The sequence below is a fragment of the Burkholderia sp. 22313 genome (assembly GCF_052045245.1).
Lineage (GTDB): Bacteria > Pseudomonadota > Gammaproteobacteria > Burkholderiales > Burkholderiaceae > Burkholderia.
Genome location: NZ_JBQEON010000007.1, coordinates 104,234 through 124,234, shown reverse-complemented (window position 1 = coordinate 124,234; position 20,001 = coordinate 104,234). Strand labels below are relative to the sequence as shown.

The 20,001-nt window shown below is 57.8% G+C and carries 18 protein-coding genes; 9 read left to right on the top strand and 9 right to left on the bottom strand.

What is annotated here, in order from left to right; all coding sequences use genetic code 11:
• The first annotated feature begins 9 nt into the window (after positions 1 to 9).
• Positions 10 to 1,467 (top strand): amidase, encoded by a 1,458-nt coding sequence (locus ACTJKF_RS08410; protein ID WP_440623096.1) that lies wholly within the window; start codon positions 10 to 12, stop codon positions 1,465 to 1,467.
• Between the two features lie 215 nt (positions 1,468 to 1,682).
• Here the strand turns inward: ACTJKF_RS08410 and ACTJKF_RS08405 are convergent, their stop codons facing one another.
• The 3 genes from ACTJKF_RS08405 to ACTJKF_RS08395 all read right to left on the bottom strand — a co-directional run bounded on the left by ACTJKF_RS08405 (position 1,683) and on the right by ACTJKF_RS08395 (position 4,965).
• Positions 1,683 to 3,119 (bottom strand): amino acid permease, encoded by a 1,437-nt coding sequence (locus tag ACTJKF_RS08405; RefSeq protein ID WP_440623095.1) that lies wholly within the window; start codon positions 3,117 to 3,119, stop codon positions 1,683 to 1,685.
• Positions 3,120 to 3,239: 120 nt separating this feature from the next.
• Positions 3,240 to 3,587 carry a cupin domain-containing protein gene (locus tag ACTJKF_RS08400; protein ID WP_440623094.1) on the bottom strand — a complete coding sequence of 116 codons (348 nt, stop codon included), beginning with the start codon at positions 3,585 to 3,587 and terminating at the stop codon, positions 3,240 to 3,242.
• A gap of 13 nt (positions 3,588 to 3,600) precedes the next feature.
• A complete protein-coding gene (locus ACTJKF_RS08395; RefSeq protein ID WP_440623093.1) occupies positions 3,601 to 4,965 on the bottom strand; it encodes an NAD(P)/FAD-dependent oxidoreductase in 1,365 nt (454 codons plus the stop codon).
• A gap of 722 nt (positions 4,966 to 5,687) precedes the next feature.
• Between ACTJKF_RS08395 and ACTJKF_RS08390 the strand changes: the two genes are divergently transcribed.
• From ACTJKF_RS08390 to ACTJKF_RS08370, 5 genes are all read left to right on the top strand, one after another.
• The gene (locus ACTJKF_RS08390) at positions 5,688 to 6,779 is read left to right on the top strand and encodes an ABC transporter ATP-binding protein (RefSeq protein ID WP_440623092.1); all 1,092 of its coding nucleotides are present in this window, start codon (positions 5,688 to 5,690) and stop codon (positions 6,777 to 6,779) included.
• A gap of 76 nt (positions 6,780 to 6,855) precedes the next feature.
• Positions 6,856 to 7,896 carry an ABC transporter substrate-binding protein gene (locus tag ACTJKF_RS08385; protein ID WP_440623091.1) on the top strand — a complete coding sequence of 347 codons (1,041 nt, stop codon included), beginning with the start codon at positions 6,856 to 6,858 and terminating at the stop codon, positions 7,894 to 7,896.
• Between the two features lie 112 nt (positions 7,897 to 8,008).
• On the top strand, positions 8,009 to 9,286 hold the full coding sequence (locus tag ACTJKF_RS08380) for an ABC transporter permease (protein WP_440623090.1): 1,278 nt from the start codon (positions 8,009 to 8,011) through the stop codon (positions 9,284 to 9,286).
• 18 nt (positions 9,287 to 9,304) lie between these two features.
• Positions 9,305 to 10,138 carry an ABC transporter permease gene (locus ACTJKF_RS08375; protein ID WP_440623089.1) on the top strand — a complete coding sequence of 278 codons (834 nt, stop codon included), beginning with the start codon at positions 9,305 to 9,307 and terminating at the stop codon, positions 10,136 to 10,138.
• Positions 10,139 to 10,335: 197 nt separating this feature from the next.
• Positions 10,336 to 11,166, top strand: coding sequence for a MerR family transcriptional regulator (locus ACTJKF_RS08370; protein WP_440623088.1), 831 nt, complete (start codon positions 10,336 to 10,338; stop codon positions 11,164 to 11,166).
• A gap of 111 nt (positions 11,167 to 11,277) precedes the next feature.
• Here ACTJKF_RS08370 and ACTJKF_RS08365 read toward each other — a convergent pair whose 3' ends face one another.
• From ACTJKF_RS08365 to ACTJKF_RS08355, 3 genes are all read right to left on the bottom strand, one after another.
• Positions 11,278 to 12,075, bottom strand: a complete 798-nt coding sequence (locus ACTJKF_RS08365; RefSeq protein WP_440623087.1) for an acetoacetate decarboxylase family protein — start codon at positions 12,073 to 12,075, stop codon at positions 11,278 to 11,280.
• Between the two features lie 100 nt (positions 12,076 to 12,175).
• The gene (locus tag ACTJKF_RS08360) at positions 12,176 to 12,874 is read right to left on the bottom strand and encodes a type 1 glutamine amidotransferase domain-containing protein (protein ID WP_440623086.1); all 699 of its coding nucleotides are present in this window, start codon (positions 12,872 to 12,874) and stop codon (positions 12,176 to 12,178) included.
• An 80-nt stretch (positions 12,875 to 12,954) separates the two neighbouring features.
• Entirely contained in the window at positions 12,955 to 13,395 is a 441-nt protein-coding gene (locus ACTJKF_RS08355; RefSeq protein WP_440623085.1) for a cupin domain-containing protein, read from the bottom strand.
• 282 nt (positions 13,396 to 13,677) lie between these two features.
• Between ACTJKF_RS08355 and ACTJKF_RS08350 the strand changes: the two genes are divergently transcribed.
• The 3 genes from ACTJKF_RS08350 to ACTJKF_RS08340 all read left to right on the top strand — a co-directional run bounded on the left by ACTJKF_RS08350 (position 13,678) and on the right by ACTJKF_RS08340 (position 18,239).
• Positions 13,678 to 14,682 (top strand): NAD(P)-binding domain-containing protein, encoded by a 1,005-nt coding sequence (locus ACTJKF_RS08350; protein ID WP_440623084.1) that lies wholly within the window; start codon positions 13,678 to 13,680, stop codon positions 14,680 to 14,682.
• A 777-nt stretch (positions 14,683 to 15,459) separates the two neighbouring features.
• Positions 15,460 to 16,956 carry a cytosine permease gene (locus tag ACTJKF_RS08345; protein ID WP_440623083.1) on the top strand — a complete coding sequence of 499 codons (1,497 nt, stop codon included), beginning with the start codon at positions 15,460 to 15,462 and terminating at the stop codon, positions 16,954 to 16,956.
• A gap of 149 nt (positions 16,957 to 17,105) precedes the next feature.
• Positions 17,106 to 18,239 (top strand): porin, encoded by a 1,134-nt coding sequence (locus tag ACTJKF_RS08340; protein WP_440623082.1) that lies wholly within the window; start codon positions 17,106 to 17,108, stop codon positions 18,237 to 18,239.
• Between the two features lie 350 nt (positions 18,240 to 18,589).
• Here ACTJKF_RS08340 and ACTJKF_RS08335 read toward each other — a convergent pair whose 3' ends face one another.
• From ACTJKF_RS08335 to ACTJKF_RS08325, 3 genes are read right to left on the bottom strand one after another with little or no spacing between them, the layout of a single operon-like run.
• Positions 18,590 to 18,811 carry an SDR family oxidoreductase gene (locus ACTJKF_RS08335; protein WP_440623081.1) on the bottom strand — a complete coding sequence of 74 codons (222 nt, stop codon included), beginning with the start codon at positions 18,809 to 18,811 and terminating at the stop codon, positions 18,590 to 18,592.
• Positions 18,790 to 18,981 (bottom strand): SDR family NAD(P)-dependent oxidoreductase, encoded by a 192-nt coding sequence (locus ACTJKF_RS08330; RefSeq protein WP_440623153.1) that lies wholly within the window; start codon positions 18,979 to 18,981, stop codon positions 18,790 to 18,792. Before ACTJKF_RS08330 ends, ACTJKF_RS08335 begins: the two co-directional genes overlap by 22 nt.
• A 23-nt stretch (positions 18,982 to 19,004) precedes the next feature.
• Positions 19,005 to 19,751: an SDR family oxidoreductase gene (locus ACTJKF_RS08325; RefSeq protein ID WP_440623080.1), complete on the bottom strand. Its 747-nt coding sequence runs from the start codon at positions 19,749 to 19,751 to the stop codon at positions 19,005 to 19,007.
• Positions 19,752 to 20,001 lie beyond the last annotated feature (250 nt).

The following is a 20,001-nucleotide window of genomic DNA, read 5'->3' as shown; positions in this document are numbered from 1 at the left end:
GACAAACCCATGAAAGATTTCCAGACGCTCATCGCCACGCATGACGGCATCGCACTCGCAGCGCTCGTTCGCGCGAAGGAAGTGACACCGACAGAACTGCTGGATGCCGTGTGCGCGAATCTCGATGCGATCGACCCAGCACTGAATGCCGTTGCGGAACGGCTCGACGATACGGCAAGTCGGGCCGCCTCGTCCATAAGCGGGCACGAAAGCATACTCGCCGGCGTACCGACACTGATCAAGGATCTGTTCATGCCGGTGCGCGGTGCGCGGATGTCGAACGGATCGTTCTTGTTCGGCGATTACCGGCCCGACTTCGACGGCGAACTCGTGGGCCGCCTGCGGCGCGCCGGGATACCGATCGCGGGAACGTCTTTGTCGCCGGAGCTGGGCACGTCGTATTGCACGTCGTCTGCGCGTTTCGGTGTCACGCGCAATCCATGGAATCCGCACGTGAGCGCCGGCGGATCGAGCGGCGCCGCGGCGGCGCTCGTCGCCGCCCGCGTACTGCCGTTCGCGCACGGCAACGACGGCGGCGGGTCGCTGCGCGTGCCCGCTTCCTGCTGCGGCGTATTCGGGCTGAAGCCGACACGGGGTCGAACGCCGAACGGCCCCATGATCGGCGAAGGATGGGCCGGCATGGGCATCAACCATGCGATTACGCGCTCCGTACGCGACAGCGCTGCGCTGCTCGACCTGACCGCGGGCACCGACACCGGCGCGCCGTACGCGGCGCCGTGCCAGGCGGAGACCTTTCTCGCGGCGACGCAGCGCGATCCGCGTCCGCTGAAGATCGCGGTGATCGAGCAGGCGCCCCCGTGGCCGCTTCACCCGTCATGCCGGGCCGCACTCGAGCACACCGTCGCGTTGCTGCGCTTGCTCGGTCATCGCGTCGAGCCGCTGGAAAGTCCGGTCGATTCGGAGGCGTTTTATGGACGCGTATTCACGATCATCGGCGCACAGACGCGCACGCTGGTCGACACGCTCTGCAACCAGCGCGGCCATCCGGTGCGCGACGATGAGATCGAGGCCCGCACGCGCATCATCCTGCGCGAGAAGGGTAATGTCAGCGGTGCGGAATACGCGGGCGCCGTCGACTGGATTCATGCGCTGGGCCGCACGTTCGGCCGCTTGATGGAGCGCTACGACGTGTTGTTGACGCCGACGCTCGCGATGCCGCCGCTTGCGCCGACCGAGCTTGCCACCACGGACGACACGCTGTCGCTGAGTGAAGTCATCGATCGGTCGCACCGGTTTTCTCCGTTCACCGCATGGTTCAACGCGACCGGCCAGCCCGCGATGTCGGTGCCGCTTTACTGGGACGCGCAAGGCTTGCCGGTCGGCAGCCAGTTCGCTGGGGCGTTCGGGGCGGAGTCGCTGCTGTTTTCGCTCGCTGCGCAGCTCGAGCGCGCCACACCGTGGGTTAGTCGTCGCCCCTCAGTCGCCGTTGGGTTGCCCGTGTCTTAAAGTAGCGATAGGTAACGTACAGAAGGCGGTCGGCTTCGCCCGACCCGCCCCCTTTATCGTTCCAACGAGCTTCATGCAAGGTTCTGACGTGAGGCCGGCCCAAATTCCGAACGTCAGCTTATAAATCCGCAGGTATAGACGTTTCCACCTTTCGGCAGCAGCGCGGCGTTATCGAGCGAAGCACCCCTACAACTTCGCACCTGAAAATCGTCGATTCAGTGTGACGATCTACTATCACCTTGAATTGCCCGTGCAGTCCACGCATTATTGTTTTGGATTTTTCCTTTTCCAATCCCGAACCACTGTGCCATTAAGCCCATAATCACAATCACGGCACCGAGAAATGACGTGGAGACAACTTCAGCGCGGTAGGTACCCTCAACTATCATGGCGACCAGTGTTCCGATCACGAAGGCGATAACAGCATACGTCAACCATGGAAATAACCACATCTTCAATTTGAGTTGGACACCTTGCGCTTCCAGTTGCTGGCGCATACGGAGTTGGCAAAAAGCAATAGTCAGATAAACAAGCAATGCGACGCAACCAGTGGTCTGCATTAGGATGTCGTAAAGATCCATTTTCGAGCTTGCCATCAGATAGACTGCAGCAAAGGCGAATACGCTGGAAACTGCGACGGCGACATAGGGCGTACCGGTTCCACTTGCGGTCTTCGCCATGATTCGATGCGCGTCACCACGGCCCGCGAGCGAAAAGAGCATGCGTGACGCTGTGTAAAGCGACGAATTAAAACAACTGCAAACTGAGGTAAGCACCACACAGTTGACAATCAACCGGGCATGTGGAATCCCAAGCGCGTAGAGTGCTACGGTGTAACTTCCGCGTGTTGGGTCCGCCAACGCAGGATCGTTGTAGGGAACGAGGCAGACAACGAGGAAAATCGAGCCAACATAAAACAGGATGATGCGCCACACAACCGAGCGAATCGCCTTGAATATTTCCTTCCCGGGATTGACGGACTCGCTCGCCGCCACCGTTACGACCTCGGCCCCGATCATGGCGAACATAACCCCTAGCAATGCGGTGACGACCGATTTGGGCCCGTTCGGCATAAAACCCGCATCGCTCAGATGAGAGAAGCCACGGGCATGTCCGAAAGGCCAGAGATGCACGACGGCGAGGCTGCCAACCACCAGAAACAAAACGATCGCCGTCACCTTGACCATACCGAACCAGAACTCAAACTCGCCATAGTTCTTTACATTCATGAGATTCGTACCGATAAACGCGAAAGTGAGCACAAGCGCAAAAAACCAGTCGGGTATCGAAAGGAACCAGGAATGTAGAATCTGACCAGCGACGTAGGCTTCCCAGCCCATCAACATCGCCCAGAAATACCAATATAGCCAGCCAATCGTGAACCCCGCCCAACGACCGATGGCGCGGTCTGCATAAGTCGAAAACGACCCGGTATCGGGTTGGGCGATTGCCATCTCACCCAACATTCGCATCACGAGAAAAACCAGGATGCCGCCTGCCAGGTAAGCGAGAATGACCGACGGTCCGGCGAGCGCGATTTGCTTGCCTGATCCTATGAACAGAGCGGCGCCAATGACACCGGCAATGGAAATCATGGTCATATGACGTGATTGAAGGCCACCCTTCAACTTTCCGTCGTGAGAGTTCGACATACCGTCTCCTTTGTACCTCTAAATAATTGTGATAAATCGGCTGATGGTTCGCGTGGCCAATGACGGTGAAAAGAAGTCTGGCCATAGTCGCCACGGCGCTTCGTGGGAACCTCGTTAAACTCAGTCGATGATCAAATAAGATTTTCGGACGTCCTCACGGACATCCCAGACTCCATTGCAGTTCGCAGGAAAATAGACGCTGTCGCCTGCGCGCAACTCCATCGGTGCCTGGCCTTCCGGTGTGAAGAAGCAATGGCCGGCGAGAATATGGCTGAACTCGCGCTTTGTCACTTGTCGGCGCCAAACTCCACGGCTGCATTCCCAAATGCCGAATGCCACCCCTTCTGCCTCTGAACGCCCGTCTTGCGCCGTTCTCGTTCTGGAGATCGTGGCGCCAATGGGCGCCGCAACCTCCGCCCAACGCGAAAATTGCATTCTGTCATCACATCGGTAAATGACCGGTTTCATAAATTTGGATTCCTTATGTCTTATCTTCGAGTCCGGATGGAGCAAACTTTGCGAGCGTAACGTCGAACATGCGTGGCACCGCACCCACGGCTTCCCGGCTTTCCTTTCTGCGCACCGCGCCACGTACCAGCGACCCGCCGAAGTACTTGATCGGCTCCGGCGGGAACGTCCGCGCCCGGCGCGCGACGAGTGCACAACCGCTCCATTCATCCTTTCGCTCAAGCGCAAGACTGGCAAGAATTTTTCCTCCAATTCGGCTCGGGCCGACGCCATTACCGCTCCAGCCGACACCATAGTGAATATGCTTCGTGCCGGAGACCGTGCCAAAGATCGGCAGACTGTCGTAGGTGCGGTCGATCGGCCCTGACCACGCGTGCGTGAGCCGCACGCCGGCCAGCAAGGGGTAGGTGCGCCGGAAGTCTTGCTCAGTCATCGAACAACTCTCGGCGTGGTAGCTGAACGTTTCGTCAATGACCCCGCCCCTGGAAAGCGCCCCAGTGCCCTTGCCGAACGCAATGCGCCCGTCACGCGTCGTCCGGTAGTAGTCCACCATCAACTGTGAATCGGTAATCGCCTCGCCTCCGGTCCAGCCAATCGAGCGCAGTTGTTCCGGGATCGGTTCGGTTACGACGATGGAGCTGTTGACCGGGACGATCAAGCGTGAAATTTCTGGAATTGACGCTGCCCACGCATTCGTTGCAAGAACAACAGCTCGTGCGCGTACCTGGCCTTTTTCGGTCCGGACGATGGACGGGCAATCATGGCTGACTTCAAGAACGGGGGTGTTTTCGTAGATGCGGATGCCGCGCTTCAATGCGACCTTGCGCATACCCCTAACCAGCGCCGCTGGCTGCACGGTGGCGTTGCTGCGCTCGAACACGGCGGCCCGATGAATGCGGGAACCGGTTCTGCGAGCGACTTCGTCCGAAGCAACGTGCTCGAACGGACGGACGCCGAGTTTTGCGCAGGCTTCCACCGTGGCGGTCCATGAGTCGCCCTGCGCTTCCGAGGTGGAAGTCCACAGCCAGCCAGCGCGCCTGAAATGCGCATCGATAGCGTGCTGCTCGCAGAACTCTCCAAGCTCCTGTATCGCGCTTTCTGACGCACGCGCCAAAAACAGCGCGTGTTCAGCATCCATGAACGCCAGCAGGGATGCGATTTTCGGCCACCACGACATGACAAAACCGCCGTTACGCCCTGACGCACCGCCGCCGCACACGTCGCGCTCCAGCACAACGACCTTCGAGGTGGGGCTGAGGTCGCGAATGGTCAGCGCCGTCCAGAGCCCGACAAACCCACCGCCCACTACGACGACATCGGCGTCTTCGGACGCGGACAGCGACGCGGCAACGTCCAACTGCGGCTCTGCGTCGAGCATCCAAAAACTTCGTTGGAGGGGCGTGATCTGCCGCCGCGAAGAGATCGAAACTTCCATACCGCCCTTAAAAATAGTCTGAGTTTTTCGGGAGAAGACCGGGGAGCAGCCTGATCCTTGGCCACAAACAAATGCTATATGTTTTCTGTAGAGATGGACTCTAGGGGAATGTCCTCCGTCAGAAAACTAGGGTTTTCCCCGTGCTCGGCATTGAACAAGGTGAAAGGACCCGAGTCGATCGGGCTCCGGTAATGAGAGGCAGTTCGCCAACAATTGTGCTGACGCTAACGAACGGTCCTTATAGGCGGTTTGCTGCGTGCCGCCCCGGCAAGAATGAATTTCGTCACCGACGAGCGTCTGCATCGTGGACCATTCCTCGGACGAAACGCTAACACCCCCACCTATCCGCGTTTCCCCTAGCCCTCTTGTCATTGTCGTCTTGGAATTCGCCTGCTAGTCTCATTCCTACAGAAACAATGTAGAGATTTTTGATCATGTCGGTCCTGATCTCTATACGAACGAGGCCCGACCACAGGTAGGTCAATACGGCGGAGAGTCGTATGAACGCATCAAAGAAGCAAACCCTTTTGTGATGAGCGAGGCGCGAATGTCGGGTCTCGGCCTCAGGCTGCTTCAGGCGGGGAAAAACGCGTTATGCACTTGTCGGTTCTAGTTCAGCAACGCGTCGTCGCGGACTAAAGGCCATTATTCTTGGGGTGTAACCAATGAAGTCAGATGAAAACATCCTCGTGAGCTTCCGAAGTGTCCGCAAGACATACGACGGTGAAACGCTTGTCGTCAAGCAGCTCGATCTGGATATCTATCAGGGCGAATTCCTGACACTGCTAGGGCCGTCGGGCTCCGGCAAGACTACCTGCCTGATGATGCTCGCGGGATTTGAATTTCCCACAGGTGGCGACATCTGGCTGGATGGCACGCTGCTCAACACCGTGCCGCCGCACAAACGCAACATCGGCATGGTGTTCCAGAACTACGCGCTGTTTCCACATCTGACGGTCGGACAGAACGTGGCATATCCATTAACCGTGCGCAAACTGTCGGCCGACGAACGCGCGGATCGGGTCAATCACGCGCTGAAGATGGTCCGCATGGAGAACTTCGCGAAGCGCTATCCGGCGCAGCTGTCGGGCGGCCAGCAGCAGCGGATTGCGCTGGCCCGCGCGCTCGTGTTCGAACCGAAGCTCGTGCTAATGGACGAGCCCCTTGGCGCGCTCGACAAGCAGCTGCGCGAACACATGCAATACGAACTGAAATCGCTGCACGAAAAGCTCGGCGTCACGTTCGTCTATGTGACGCACGACCAAGGTGAAGCGCTGACGATGTCGGATCGCGTAGCCGTGTTCGACAAGGGCATCGTCCAGCAGCTCGATACCGTCGACCGTCTGTACGAGTCACCGTGCAACGAGTTCGTCGCGAACTTCATCGGCGACAGCAACAAGCTGCGCGGGACGATTGCCCATGTCGACGGCGAGTTCTGCGAATTCCATCTGATTGACGGTACGCGCTTGAAAGGCCGCAATATCGGCGGTGCGAAAGCAGGCACACCGGCGGTTGCATGTATTCGGCCCGAGCGGATGAAGGTAGCCAGTACTACAAACGTAAATAGTAATGCATTGCGCGGCGCCGGATCGGATCTCATCTATTTCGGCGATCACGTCCGCATGCGCTGTTCGATTTCCCAGCAGAGCGAGTGTTTCGTCAAAGTGTCGCTTAACGACGACGTGCTGTCCCGATTTGCACCCGGTGTACCTGTTGCGCTCGAGTTCGCGCCCGAACATCTGCGTGTGTTCGCCTGACTTTTTTCACACCGGCGCCGCCCCACGGAAAGCGGCGGGCGTCATATATAGGTTTAATCCTGAGGAGGAGACAAAGATGAACAAGATTGCTCTTGCCACGCTTGCATTAGCCGCCAGTGCGCTCGCCGCGTCGTCACCGGTCAGCGCGAAGGGCCTCACCGTGGTCAACTTCGGCGGGGCGAACGGCAACGCGCAGAAGGTTGCGTTCAATCAGCCTTTCGAAAAGCAGACGGGCGACACAGTAACCGCTGTCGAGTACAACGGTGAACAGGCTAAAGTCAAGGCGATGGTTGATGCCAAGCATGTTGACTGGGATGTCGTCGAAGTCGAGACGGGCGACCTCGGTCGTGGCTGTGACGAAGGGCTGTACGAAAAGTTAGACTGGTCGAAAATCGCAAAGAAAGCGGATCTCATTCCGGTGGCGGTTCAGCAGTGTGGCGTAGGGATTTTTGTGTGGTCGACAGCACTCGCTTACAACGCAGACACGCTGAAGACGGCACCCGCCAGTTGGGCAGACTTCTGGGACGAGAAGAAATTCCCTGGCAAGCGCGGCATGCGCAAGGGTGCGCGCTACAATCTGGAATTCGCGCTGATGGCTGACGGCGTCGCCCCGAAGGACGTGTACACGCTGCTCGCCACCAAGGCCGGCCAGGACCGCGCATTCAAGAAACTTGACCAACTCAAGCCGTACATCCAGTGGTGGGAAGCGGGCGCGCAGCCGCCGCAATTCCTCGTCGCGGGTGACGTTGTGATGTCGACCGTCTATAACGGGCGTATTGACGCAGCGCAGAAGGAAGGCAAAAACCTGAAGGTGGTATGGAACGGCAGCATTTATGACCTCGACTGGTGGGTGATTCCGAGGGGCGCGCCGAACAAGGAACTGGCCGAGAAGTACATCGCGTTTACGCTTTCCGAGAAACCGCAGCAAGATTACTCGAAGAACATTGCATACGGTCCGGTCAATGTCGCTGCAATCAAGTCACTGGACTCGAAGACGCTCGCGAACCTGCCAAACTCACCGGCTAACAGCAAGAATGCGGTGCTCCAGAACCTGACGTTCTGGACCGACCACGGCGACGAACTGGAACAGCGCTTCGCTTCGTGGGCTTCCAAGTAAGGACTGCATAGTTACTATGGGAAGGTGCGGTTTCCTCGCGAAACCGCACCACATCAATTGAGGGTCCGCATGCCCTTATAGCGCGCGACCGGATGCGAGGCAGGAAACAGGTATGACCACGACGACGATCGCCGCCGACTCATCAGCCGAATCGACGGATGGACTCAAACGCGAATTGAAGGCCGCTGAAGCAAAGAAGCGCGCGATGGCACTGGTGCTGATCGCGCCACTCGCCATTTTTCTGTTGCTGATTTTTGTCGTGCCGATTGGTGCGCTGCTGACGCGCGCCGTACAGAACCCTGAAGTGGTCAGCGCGTTGCCGCGCACATTGCACACGCTCGCCGGCTGGGACCGCAAGACACCTCCCCCGAATGCCGCCTATGCAGCGCTCGCCGCCGATCTGACCGCGACATCCGATGGCGAAAAGATGGGCGCACTGGCCCGCCGGTTAAATGTGGAGATTCCGGGCTACCGCTCGCTCGTCGCGAAGACGGCACGCGCGATGCCGTTCGCCGACGACGGAGGCCACCCGCTCACACTGACACCCAAACAGGTCCACGCGAAGCTGGTGGAAGTCGATCCGCGCTGGGACGAAATTTCGTACTGGCAGGCGATCGCAAAAAACAGCAGCGCGTATTCACCGTTCTACCTGCTGGCATCGCTCGATCACAAGCAGGATGCGTTTGGTCGCATCGTTCAGACCGATCCCGATCAACAAATCTATCTCGCGATCTTCGGCCGCACGTTTCTGATTGGCGCGGTCATTACGCTCTGCGCTTTGCTGCTCGGCTATCCGCTAGCCTACTGGATCTCGACGCTTCCGGAACGACGCGCAAACCTCGTGATGATCCTTGTGCTGATTCCGTTCTGGACGTCAATCCTGGTGCGCGTCGCCGCGTGGATCGTGATCCTGCAAAGCGAGGGGCTTGTCAACAAAGCGCTGATCGGCAGCGGGCTGATTCAGGCGCCGCTTGCACTGCTGTTCAACCGCGTCGGTGTGTATATCTCGATGACGCACATCTTGCTGCCCTTCATGATCCTACCGCTCTACAGCGTGATGAAATCCATTCCGCCTACTTACCAGCGGGCTGCAGTGTCGCTCGGAAGCCATCCGTTCGCCGCATTCTGGCGCGTGTATGTGCCGCAAACATATCCCGGTATAGGCGCCGGCGCGCTTCTCGTGTTCATTCTTGCGATCGGCTACTACATCACGCCCGCACTGCTCGGCGGACCGAACGATCAGATGGTCAGCTACTACGTCGCGTACTTCACCAACGTGACGATCAACTGGGGCATGGCGTGCGCGCTTGGCGGCCTGTTGCTTGCAGCGACGCTTGTGCTGTATGTGATCTATGGACGCTTCACGCGTTCGTCACTGAGCCTCGGCTGAACGCGCACGGAGACTGCGATGAGCCTCTCGAAACCGATGTTTGCGCCACATACGTCGCTGGCTGAACGCGTGTGGTATTTCGCGCTGCGCGGCCTCGCCGTGCTGACGCTCTTGTATCTGATCCTGCCGGTGCTCGCGATCGTGCCGCTGTCGTTTTCGTCGAGCACGTTCCTCGTATATCCGATTCCGGGCTGGTCGCTGCGCTGGTACGAAAACCTGATTGGATCCGACGAATGGCGCATGGCGGCAAAGAACAGTTTCATCGTCGCGCCTTCGGCGACAGTGGTCGCGACAATTCTCGGCACGCTCGCCGCTACCGGACTCTCGAAGGCGAACTTTCGCGGCAAGGGACTGATAATGGCGATCCTGATTTCGCCGATGATTGTGCCGGTGGTCGTGGTCGGTGTCGGCATGTACCTGTTTTTTGCGCCGCTCGGGCTGGCGAATACCTATATCGGGCTGATTCTTGCGCATGCGTCCCTGGGTGTGCCGTTCGTCGTAACGACAGTGGCGGCGACACTGCAGGGCTTTAACTACAACCTGGTTCGCGCTAGTTTGTCGCTCGGTGCGAATCCGGTCAATACGTTCTTCCGCATCACGTTGCCGATCATTGCACCGGGCGTGATTTCGGGGGCGCTGTTCGCATTCGCGACATCGTTCGACGAAGTGGTGGTCACGCTGTTCCTTGCCGGCGCAGAACAGACGACTTTGCCGCGTCAGATGTTCACGGGGATTCGCGAAAACATTAGTCCGACGATCGCCGCGCTCGCGACGATCCTGATTATATTCTCGACGTGTCTGCTGCTTGCACTCGAATGGCTGCGTGGCAGGAATAGCTCGCGGCAGCGCTGAAGGCTGGCTGCATTGAGAATGTGGTCGTGCAAGGACTTGTCTTGCGAGCCGCCGGGTGAAGTGCCCCGGCCGTGTTGCGACCCCACGAGAAGCAAAGTCCCCTGCCTGTTTTGAGCGCTGCTCGTTGCGCCTCGGTGCCCAGAGGGGCATAGACTGCCGTATACTGAACGCATGCTAATGCGCGCAGGAAAACACAGATGTCTGAACATCGCATTACCGACGTTGCACGTTTGACGGGAACGAATACGTCCACGCTGAGGCTTTGGGAGCAACACGGATTGTTGTCACCGAAGCGTTCCGCATCGGGGCAACGCGTGTTCGGTGATGCGGACATCGCAAGGATTCGCGCTATACAGCGCATGCGCAAGGTCGACGGCCTGAACATGTCCGCTATCCGAAAAGCACTCATTGAGCAAGCGCCTTCTGTCAAAAATGGCGAACATCTGAGTAGCGTCGCAGACAATACGACCGCATCAGGCGACGATTCGCGAGTACTCGGAGTCCGTTTTCGGCTAGCCAGGCAGAAGGCTAAAATGTCCTTGCGCGAGGCCGCTGAAGCGTCTGGGCTCCCGATCTCCTTTATCTCCACATTTGAACGTACGTCACAAGGGGCGACGGTCGCTACTTTGCAAGCTCTTGCTTCGACTTACGGCACAACGGTAACCGAGCTAACTCGCGCTGGCACCCGAACCACCGACCGTGAAGTAGTGCGACACGGGAAAGAGCGTGTTGCTCCTAGTTTCGGCCCAGGCATCAATATTCTGCAGCTTGCCGAGTCGCTCGATATGCTCGATTGCCAAAAGTGGATTCTTCAGCCCGGCGCAGAGAGTAGTGGCTTCTATGCTCATGCGGGGGAAGAATTTATTCACGTGCTCTCGGGTACTTTTCATATTTCCTTGGACGGGATCGAGCATTCCTTGAAGCAAGGTGACAGTATCGCCTTCGAAAGCCAGCGTCCTCACGCATGGAAAGCCGGTAATGGCGAGCCGACCATACTGGTATGGGTCAACACACCAAAGAGCTTCTAGCGACGTTGTTAGCTTGCACTCGGAGCAATGCTCGCCGCCTGAAATGCTCCGGGGCGACCGATGGGCCGCCCCACTGCTCATTGATCGTGCGTTAGTCGCCTTGGTCGACACTTACCGATTGCTATCGCCCTTAAATCGGCGTGCCGTAGGGAAGAAGCGGAAATCGTCGTATTTCTGGCCGTAGATGTACGGAACGTACGCGGCGCGGTCGGGAAGAGTGTCGAACCAAGGCACGGTCCACGAAGACTCACCCTGCGAGTACCACGCCTTGCCCACCTTGGCGACGGGGATGGTATGCAGCGGGTCCATCTCGTTTCCGTTGAAGGTCAGCGACGCACGACCTTCGCGACGAACACGATAGGACTCGAAGTTCTTCATGCAAGTCAACACGACGTCGTCTTGCAGGCCCAACCCGGTAACGTGCGGTGTCGCCTTCAATTCGAAATCGAGACCTTCCATCTCGACCGGTCCGACGTCTGGTCCAAATTCGCCATCGATTTCGATCACTCGTGTGCCGTTGCGTTCGCCGTATCCGTACATCTGGTGGCCATCGACATAGACCTGTGCGGTGCCAGTCTTCTTAGGTTCGCCCCACATTTCGCGACCAATCGTGACGGGCATGTCGCCGCTCACGAGAATGTAGAGCATCGTCGTGCCCTCAAACTCCTTGTATCGGCACCGCAGAAACACAATCGCGCAGTCAAACTCCCCGCACATTGCTCCCTGCCAGCGCGAGATATTCGCGTACGCAATGGGTTCGTCCGGCAGCTCGAAACATGGAGCGAGGACCGAGCGCATGAACTCCCGCGTCGTCTCAAATTCAACAGTGATACCCTCGGTGGTAAATCGGCCGCCCGCGAGCAGTTGTTCGATTTCCTTGACTTCTTCAGGCGTTTTCACGAAGCCCATCGTTGCCTCCTTTAAATGTAATGCAGCCTGCATCAGCAGAATCGAATCAAGGCTGATGCGGATAATTGAAGATGCCTGACTCGCTCAGGCATCCGACCGCTCATGCAACGGCGGTCGACTTGGCTTTCAGAACTTCGATGACAGCCTTGGCTACTGCGCCGGACGATGCGGGGTTCTGGCCGGTGATGAGCAACGAATCGACAACCAGGTGTTCTTGCCAGTCACTTGCCTTCGAATACACCGCGCCAAGGCGCTTCAGTTCGCTCTCAACCAAGTACGGCACTGCTTTCTCGAGTTGGACCGCAGCTTCCTCGCTGTTGCTGAAAGCGGTGACTTTGCGGCCACGCACCAAGGGCTCGCCCGAAGCGGTTTTTGCCTCGAGAAGCACGCAGCCAGAGTGGCAGATGGCCGCAACCGGCTTGCTCGACGTAGCGAGCGATTCGATGATATGAACGGAGGCCTCGTTCTCACGCAGATCGTAAAGCGGACCGTGGCCGCCCGGATACACGACAGCCTCGATAGTCGCCGGGTCCACATCGACGAGCAACTCGGTGCTCGCGAGCGCTTCCTGGAGGCTCTCGTCGGCCCGGAATCGATTCAGCAAATCCGTGTCCTTGATAGCTTCGATCGACAGCGGGTCCAGCGGCACCGGACCGCCATGAGGAGACGCCAACCGAACCGGCAGACCTGCGTCGATAAATGCGTAGTAGGGCACGAGAAACTCTTCCACCCACACACCTGTCTTGCGACCTGTGTTTCCGAGGGTGTCGTGAGAAGTCAGGATAATCAGAGTTGTCATTCAAAACTCCAGGTGCGCGCAACGATGAGTGCGCGGCTGATGAGCGATCGAGTTATGGATGCAGGCGAGAATCTTGGAAGTCAGGCTGCTTGCTTTTCCCAAAGCGCCTGAGCCGTTTCCCACGACTGGATGACGTGCGTTCCGTCTTTCATGACCCACGTGAGCGGCCCAATCATTTGGAGAACGAAGGTCGTGTCCTCGCGCATGACGGTCTCGTCGTGCTTTGCACCAGCGGCTTCGTAAATGAAGCCGTCCTTGATGCCCAGGACGCCGCCAACTTCTGGTCCGCCACGGACCTGGATCGCGCCGTCGAAAATCCAACCTTCTGCCGGGCCGTGATGGATGTGCGGCTGCAGCACCGAGCCCTTCGGGCAGTAGAAGAGAACGGTCCAGAATGCCATCTCCGGGGAGACGTGCAGGAGCTTCCACTTCACGCCGCCGCTGTGGAATTCTTCTGGAAAGTCTTGCCATGCAACCTGGTCAACCTGAACGTAATCGTCTTGCGCCTTTGCCTTCAGCATTTTGTTGCCTCATTCGGTGTGTGGGACGAATCCAAGTTATCACCTCAAATTTCGCCTTCGTATCCACTTTCGGCAAGGTATATATCCCATCCTGCAGGCCCACTCCAAACGAATAGAGAATTGGGGGAACCCCCCTGTTTCAGCGGGTGCCCCCGTCCAGGTGACTACGCTCTAATGGCAAGTCCTTCTGGCTGAAAACTCGATGCCGGCGCACCTGACGGTGATATAGCAGGCTCGAAATACGAGGTATTTGATGGATAGCCGCGGGAGGTCGTCTACGACATGACTCAACCCGGTTGCCAAATCTGGATACGCGTTCGATTTTTCCGACGGCATAGTTCGCTCAACCATTCTTGGCAAGAGCCAGGGACGGACCTTTCTGAACTAAATATTGAGGCGAACGAGATGGCTCAAACCGTAGGCGTTATCGGAACTGGACTCATGGGCTCCGCCCTCGCGAATACACTGCTGAAGGCGGGCACGACGGTTACCGTGTGGGACGGTCGCAAAGAAGCAACCGAAGGCGTGGTCAAGAATGGCGCCAAGTTGGCCGGTTCGTTCGTTGAGCTTGTGAACGGCAGCGAGGTCGTGATTTCGATTGTCAGTAGTGCATCTATCGGTGCGACGCTGTTCCGAGAACATGCTTCCCAACTGAAACTCGATGGTCGCTACATCGCAAATCTGAGCACGGCGATGCCCGAAGACGGCGAAGTCTTCCGCGAAGTAATCGAGAGCAACGGCGGCCGCTTCATCAGTGCCGCTATCTCGTCGTATCCCGACCTGATTGGCGGCCCGTACACCGCCATCCAGTATTCAGGGAAAGAAGACGTGTGGCGCGCCGTCGAAGCGACGTTCAAACCGCTCGCACCGGAAGGTACCATCTTCCAAGGCGACAATCTGGCCGTACCGCCCATCATTGATGCCGCAATGACGGGTAGTTTTTACGCCGTCAGCCTAGCCGGCTTCCTCGAGGCAGCTGCCTACGCAAAGGCTCGCGGTGTGTCGCCGTCGCAACTCAGCGAATTCGCTGACAAGATGCTGGACCTGGTGCGCTACAAGGTGCACAAGAGCATTCGTGAAATCGAAGCCAACAACTTCGAGACCATCCAGGCCACCGTCGATGTCTACCTCGACGCCGTTATCCAGTGGCGCGACGCCCTGAAGGACGCCGGCCTCCGAGCAAGCCATATTGCTGCACTCGCCGACGACCTGGCGGTGACCCGCGACGCCGGACACGGCTCGCTCGGGTTCACTGCTCAGTTCCTGACCGCCTCGAAGGTCAGCTAATCGGCGGCCTGTACCGAATTAAGCAGAACGTTGGAACAAGCTTCTCTGGTTCCCACTACCCTGACTTCGCACCGTGCAACCATTAGGAACTTGCCGCTCAGCGATAGCTGAGCGGCGTGCATAGTCGCTCTGCGCCTACCGGGAATCTACTTCGCCTTCCGCACCGAATTGTTGCTCGGCGGCCTATAAGCCGCCTTTTTTGTCTGCAGAATCGAGACGTCGTCAGCAGGTAGATGACCTTGGCGCTCGCTCCCAGCAAGCCAGGAGGAGAACCGGTACCAAGTACTTTCTGGCGACAACGACGGCGAGCGCGCACTTGCCGATTCTGGATACGTGGCGTTTATTGACGACGGCAAAGTGGAATGACACGCTCTCGCCATCAACCCAAGCGAGCGGTGGTCACTGCGCGAAATGGGGCAGTCAGCTTGTTCGTAGCCTTTTGCATTGTCGTTATGCAAGCTCTTAAAACATAGCTGATTAATTCGCGTTGCGGAAGCGAGTTATCTGGCGATAACTCCTTCGAATCCAGAAATATCGGTGGAGGCAAATAGAGATGACGACAACGAACGCGGGACTCAGACTGAACCTCTCAGACGAGGGGGTTCGTCTTAACCAGGACTTAGTTAAGCAGGTGAATGCCATCACCGAAGGAGAGCACGCCCAATCCGAATGTATGAGCTCCGGGCGTCCCATGGTCGTTGAGGGACTGCTTTGGTGCGTCTTCGGGGCAATTCTCTGGGCAGTGACGCTCTACGTTGCCTGACAGGAGACATCAACATGGCAGACCATCAACTCAGCGTCGAGCAAGAGGCCCTGGCGGGCCGGCTGCCGGTGCTTTCAAGTGAACGCATCTACGGCAGCTATGGCTCATTTCTTTGGACATGCTGTGCGTTCAGCGCGGCTACCTGGGCCTTCCTCATCGGCGGCTTCCTTCCCTACGTTGGCGATTGGCGTCTTGGCGTCATGGGCTACGTAATCGGGCTTGTCATCGGAATGGCGTTGGTTTCGCTCGCCTCCGGCGCGGCGAGCTACAAATACGGAACGGATGTCATTGATTCCGCAAAGGCATCGTACGGCTATCGAGGCATCGTCGTTCCGCTCTTCGGCCTGCTCGCTACGCTCATCGGGTGGTCTTATGTAGTCGAAGCGCTGACCGCCCGTGGCGCGGCGAACATCGCCGGCACCATCGCGGGAACGAGCGCAACGGGTGGCGCTCATGAGAAGCTCGTGATTGCAGTCGCCCTGGCCGCACTAGTCGTAGTCTGGCTGATTGCCAGCAAAGGACCGAAGCTGTTCGAGCGGCTCAACGGCTACATCGGGCCTCTGCACATGCTCATCACGCTGATGATGTTCGGCATTCTCATCCACAAGTTTGGCTTTCACCATCTCTGGGTGAGCCAACTTCCGGCCGACCAGATGATGACGCACGACAAGACACGAGGGCTCGCTCTTGCCGTCGAATTTGGCGTCTCGAACTCGATGACCTGGTGGCCGGTTATGGGGGGGCTGACACGCCTGGTGAAGCACCGCTCGCATGTCATGGGACCATCTGTCATCGGTGTTGGCTTGCTCGGCGCCGCATTTGTCTCGACTGTAGCCGCTCTTGCTGCTGTCAGCGCTGGTACTCACGACCCGACCATCTGGATGATTTCGCTTGCCGGTCCGGCGCTTGGCAGCTGCACGATGGCAGTGGTCCTGACAGCTAACATCGCGACGATGGTGGTGATGATGTACCTGGCCGCCGTCTCCATTCAGCAGGTGAAGTTTTTCGCTCGCATTCGTTGGGAATGGCTCCTCGCAACCCTCTTGGCGCCGGGAATCTACTTTGCGTTCAAGACCGAATGGCTCCTCTCCGCGGTGATGAGCTGGCTGTCGTACAACGGTGTGATGTTCGTTGGTGTCACTGGGGTAACGCTGGTCGACTACTTCATTCTTCGCAAAGAGCATCTCGACCCGGCACACCTGTTCGCCACGAGCGGCAGCAAGTACCGGTTCTGGGGCGGCATCAACTGGGTGGCTGTCGCTATCACCGCAGTGTCGACGGCGGGCTATCTGTGGTTATACAACCCCGTAACTTCCGCCATGGCCGAACCGTTTAAGTACCTCGGCGCATCAATTCCGACCATCATCTTCTCGGGACTTGCATATTACGTAGCAACGAAGTTGATTCTTATCCCAGCACAAAAAGGTAACTACCTCGATACTGCCGGTGACATCAGCAAGGCAACGCTTAATCGAAACCCCGACGCCGACGCAGTTATTGTCTCTCTGTGATTCCCAGATGGCAGCGATCGATTGTAAATAGCCACACTGCCATTCTTTTAAAATTAAATCAGTATAACTATGTTTTGATCGTCTTCGAGCCTCGTCAATGACGGGGCTCTTGACGCTTGTCACCTGTGCCTATTTCACAAAGGTTCATTATGAAAAAGCGAATTTCAGCAGCAATTGTCGCTGTTTTTCTCTCGTCTTCGGCTTTCGCTCAAAGCGGCGTCACCCTTTATGGCGTCCTCGATGAGGGCCTCAACTTTACGAACAATGTTGGCGGTGATAAGGCATACCAAATGTCCACTACCGATGCAGCAGTTAGCCGATTCGGCTTGAAGGGAAGCGAAGACCTCGGCGGTGGCCTCCACGCAATCTTCCAGCTCGACAACGGCTTCGACATCAACAATGGTCGAAACATCTATGGCGGCCGTCTGTTTGGCTATGGTGCGTTCGTCGGATTGCAGTCGGACTCGTTTGGAACGGTTACGTTCGGTCGACAGTTCGATTCGATTACTGATGTTCTCGGGCCCTTGACCGCGAACGGAAACTGGGGAGGCACACTCTTCTCTCACCCTCTGGACAACGACAATACTGACGCGACGTTCCACGTCGGCAATGCCGTCAAGTTCACGTCGAACACATACGGCGGCTTGTCTGGGACCGCGCTCTACGGCTTCAGCAACCAGGCGGGCCAGTTTGCTCAGAACCGTGCGTTCTCGGTTGGCTTGAAGTATGTATACAACACACTGACTGTGGCTGCTATCTATGAAGACCTATCCTCGCCAGGAGCAAGCCAGACTGGCTCAGTTGCGGCCGATGACATCGGGTTCGCTGCGAAGAACCAGAAAATCTACGGCTTAGGTGCAAACTATGGCTTCGGCCCGGCAACTTTCGGCCTCGTCTATACCCACACGAACATTGCCCAACCCAACTCGTCGATTTGGTTGGGCGACCTCGGCCTTTCCAACGCAAGTCTGAAGTACGACAACATCGAAGCAAACGTGAAGTACGACGTCACATCGGCGTTCTCGGTCGGAGGCATGTACACCTACACGCGTGCCAACCTCACGAACAGCGGAATCAACACGTCCCTGCATTGGAACGAAGCCGGCCTCGCTGCGATATACGCCCTTTCCAAACGTACGACCCTGTACGCCCAGGCGCTGTACCAGAAGGCCTCCGGTACCTCTGGGACGCTGCTCGACAATGCGCTCATTCCGGGCTCAGCTGGCGCGTCGTCGAACTCCCACCAGATTGTCGGGCGTGTCGCGGTGATGCACAGCTTCTAAACGCGGCGTTCGGCAGTTGGCTCCTCTCAAGTGAGAGAGCGTCAACTGCGGCGGCGATTCCGAGCATCGTGTCAATCGCCAAAGCGCCGGGCGATGTTCGCCGCCGCGAAGAATGACCTGAAGCGGAGGATGGAGGCTTTGAGCACACAACAGCGAACTCTCATCCAGCTCTTACATCAGCTTGCCGCACTATCGACAGCAGCTTACTTGACGCGCGGCACCGGTCCACGGAGTGGACTGCCCTCAACCTTGCACATCGCTCCCTCCACTCGGATTTCGTCGCTTGGCGCTCTATTGACCAAGCCTTGACGCCCCCCCCCTCGGCGCCATATCGGTGCCTAGTGAGACAGTCAGGGGCAGGCAGCCTCGGCAAACAACTGGTCCATCGTCTTGGTCTGCACAAAACCAGGACACACGGCATTGGACCGTATGTTGTAGCGACCGTAGTCGAGTGCCAGGCATCGAACCAGGCCGGTTCGAGCAATTCCTGCACAGGAGATAGCCGCGGCAAGATCACCCCGCGCTTCAGCGGCACGAGTGACGGACGCTTCTACTTGGCTTTCCGCACGCATGTCGACGACTGCAGAGGCGAAGACGCTCCCTTCGCCGCGATGGCCTCCGATGTCTGCGCTAAACCTTCCTGGTTCATATCAGCGCCGCAAACGGCGTAGCCAGCTTCGGCGAATCGAATGGCAGTTGCGTGGCCAATGCCCGACGCAGCACCGGTAACAACAACAGTCATATGCGTGTTCATCGCTGTCTTCCTCACTGAGCCAGAAAGCCGCCGTCGACGATGTATTCGGCGCCGGTGCAGAAACGCGATTCGTCGGATGCGAGGAACAGCGCCATGTTGGCAACGTCGATGGCCTCGCCAAGGAACCCAATCGGATGCTTCGTCACAAGTTCGGCCAGCACCTCGGGGTTGTCGCCAACCATCGGCGTCTTGATGTAGCCAGGATGGATGCTATTTACGCGGAGACAGTATCCCTTCTTGCCGGCATGAAGGGCGGCCGCTTTGGTCAAATTTCGCACGCCCGCTTTCCCCGCGGAGTAGGCTACATACTCTGCGATCCCGACGATCCCCTCTATCGAAGACATGTTGATGATGGAGCCGCCACCGGTCTTCATGTTCTTGAACCCATGCTTCGTTCCAAGAAACACGCCATGAAGATTCACGCTCAGCTCCTTGTTCCAATCCGCGAAACTCATGTCTTCGACATTGCCGGGCACGGCGACTCCAGCGTTGTTCATCAGAACGTCGACCTTGCCGAAGGCGTGGTTCGCGGCCGCAAATGCGGCCGTCCACTGTTCTTCCTGGCGAACATCCAATTCAACGACGATGGCTCGTCCACCATCCCCTTCCAGCGCCTCACGGGCCCGATTTGCAGCCTCGACATTGAAATCCGCCAACACCAGTGATGCGCCCTCCTCTGCGAAGCGACGAACAGTAGCCGCACCAATTCCCGATGCGGCGCCCGTGACCATTGCAACCTTTCCCGCGAGTCTTCCCATGAGTTAATCTCCATTAGATTGATTTACGCCGCCGCCAGCGACCCAAAATCGTAGTCAGATCGAAATCCGGCACCCCCGCTTTACCACTCACGGAAGATATCAACTTGAAAATGGCAACCCCTATCCGAATTCGGCAGACCTGGCCGCTGGCTTTTCGAATTATTCGACCTGCTCCTCGTCGCACGAATAATGGTGGTGCGCTTTCGCATTTCCTAAGCACAGCACGGGAAAATTTGCTATCCAGTTTCGG

Coding starts and splice junctions, on each gene's coding strand:
- ACTJKF_RS08410 (WP_440623096.1), top strand. CDS start 10: ATGAAAGATTTCCAGACGCTCATCGCCACGCATGACGGCATCGCACTC.
- ACTJKF_RS08405 (WP_440623095.1), bottom strand. CDS start 3,119: ATGTCGAACTCTCACGACGGAAAGTTGAAGGGTGGCCTTCAATCACGT.
- ACTJKF_RS08400 (WP_440623094.1), bottom strand. CDS start 3,587: ATGAAACCGGTCATTTACCGATGTGATGACAGAATGCAATTTTCGCGT.
- ACTJKF_RS08395 (WP_440623093.1), bottom strand. CDS start 4,965: ATGCTCGACGCAGAGCCGCAGTTGGACGTTGCCGCGTCGCTGTCCGCG.
- ACTJKF_RS08390 (WP_440623092.1), top strand. CDS start 5,688: ATGAAGTCAGATGAAAACATCCTCGTGAGCTTCCGAAGTGTCCGCAAG.
- ACTJKF_RS08385 (WP_440623091.1), top strand. CDS start 6,856: ATGAACAAGATTGCTCTTGCCACGCTTGCATTAGCCGCCAGTGCGCTC.
- ACTJKF_RS08380 (WP_440623090.1), top strand. CDS start 8,009: ATGACCACGACGACGATCGCCGCCGACTCATCAGCCGAATCGACGGAT.
- ACTJKF_RS08375 (WP_440623089.1), top strand. CDS start 9,305: ATGAGCCTCTCGAAACCGATGTTTGCGCCACATACGTCGCTGGCTGAA.
- ACTJKF_RS08370 (WP_440623088.1), top strand. CDS start 10,336: ATGTCTGAACATCGCATTACCGACGTTGCACGTTTGACGGGAACGAAT.
- ACTJKF_RS08365 (WP_440623087.1), bottom strand. CDS start 12,075: ATGGGCTTCGTGAAAACGCCTGAAGAAGTCAAGGAAATCGAACAACTG.
- ACTJKF_RS08360 (WP_440623086.1), bottom strand. CDS start 12,874: ATGACAACTCTGATTATCCTGACTTCTCACGACACCCTCGGAAACACA.
- ACTJKF_RS08355 (WP_440623085.1), bottom strand. CDS start 13,395: ATGCTGAAGGCAAAGGCGCAAGACGATTACGTTCAGGTTGACCAGGTT.
- ACTJKF_RS08350 (WP_440623084.1), top strand. CDS start 13,678: ATGACTCAACCCGGTTGCCAAATCTGGATACGCGTTCGATTTTTCCGA.
- ACTJKF_RS08345 (WP_440623083.1), top strand. CDS start 15,460: ATGGCAGACCATCAACTCAGCGTCGAGCAAGAGGCCCTGGCGGGCCGG.
- ACTJKF_RS08340 (WP_440623082.1), top strand. CDS start 17,106: ATGAAAAAGCGAATTTCAGCAGCAATTGTCGCTGTTTTTCTCTCGTCT.
- ACTJKF_RS08335 (WP_440623081.1), bottom strand. CDS start 18,811: ATGCGTGCGGAAAGCCAAGTAGAAGCGTCCGTCACTCGTGCCGCTGAA.
- ACTJKF_RS08330 (WP_440623153.1), bottom strand. CDS start 18,981: ATGACTGTTGTTGTTACCGGTGCTGCGTCGGGCATTGGCCACGCAACT.
- ACTJKF_RS08325 (WP_440623080.1), bottom strand. CDS start 19,751: ATGGGAAGACTCGCGGGAAAGGTTGCAATGGTCACGGGCGCCGCATCG.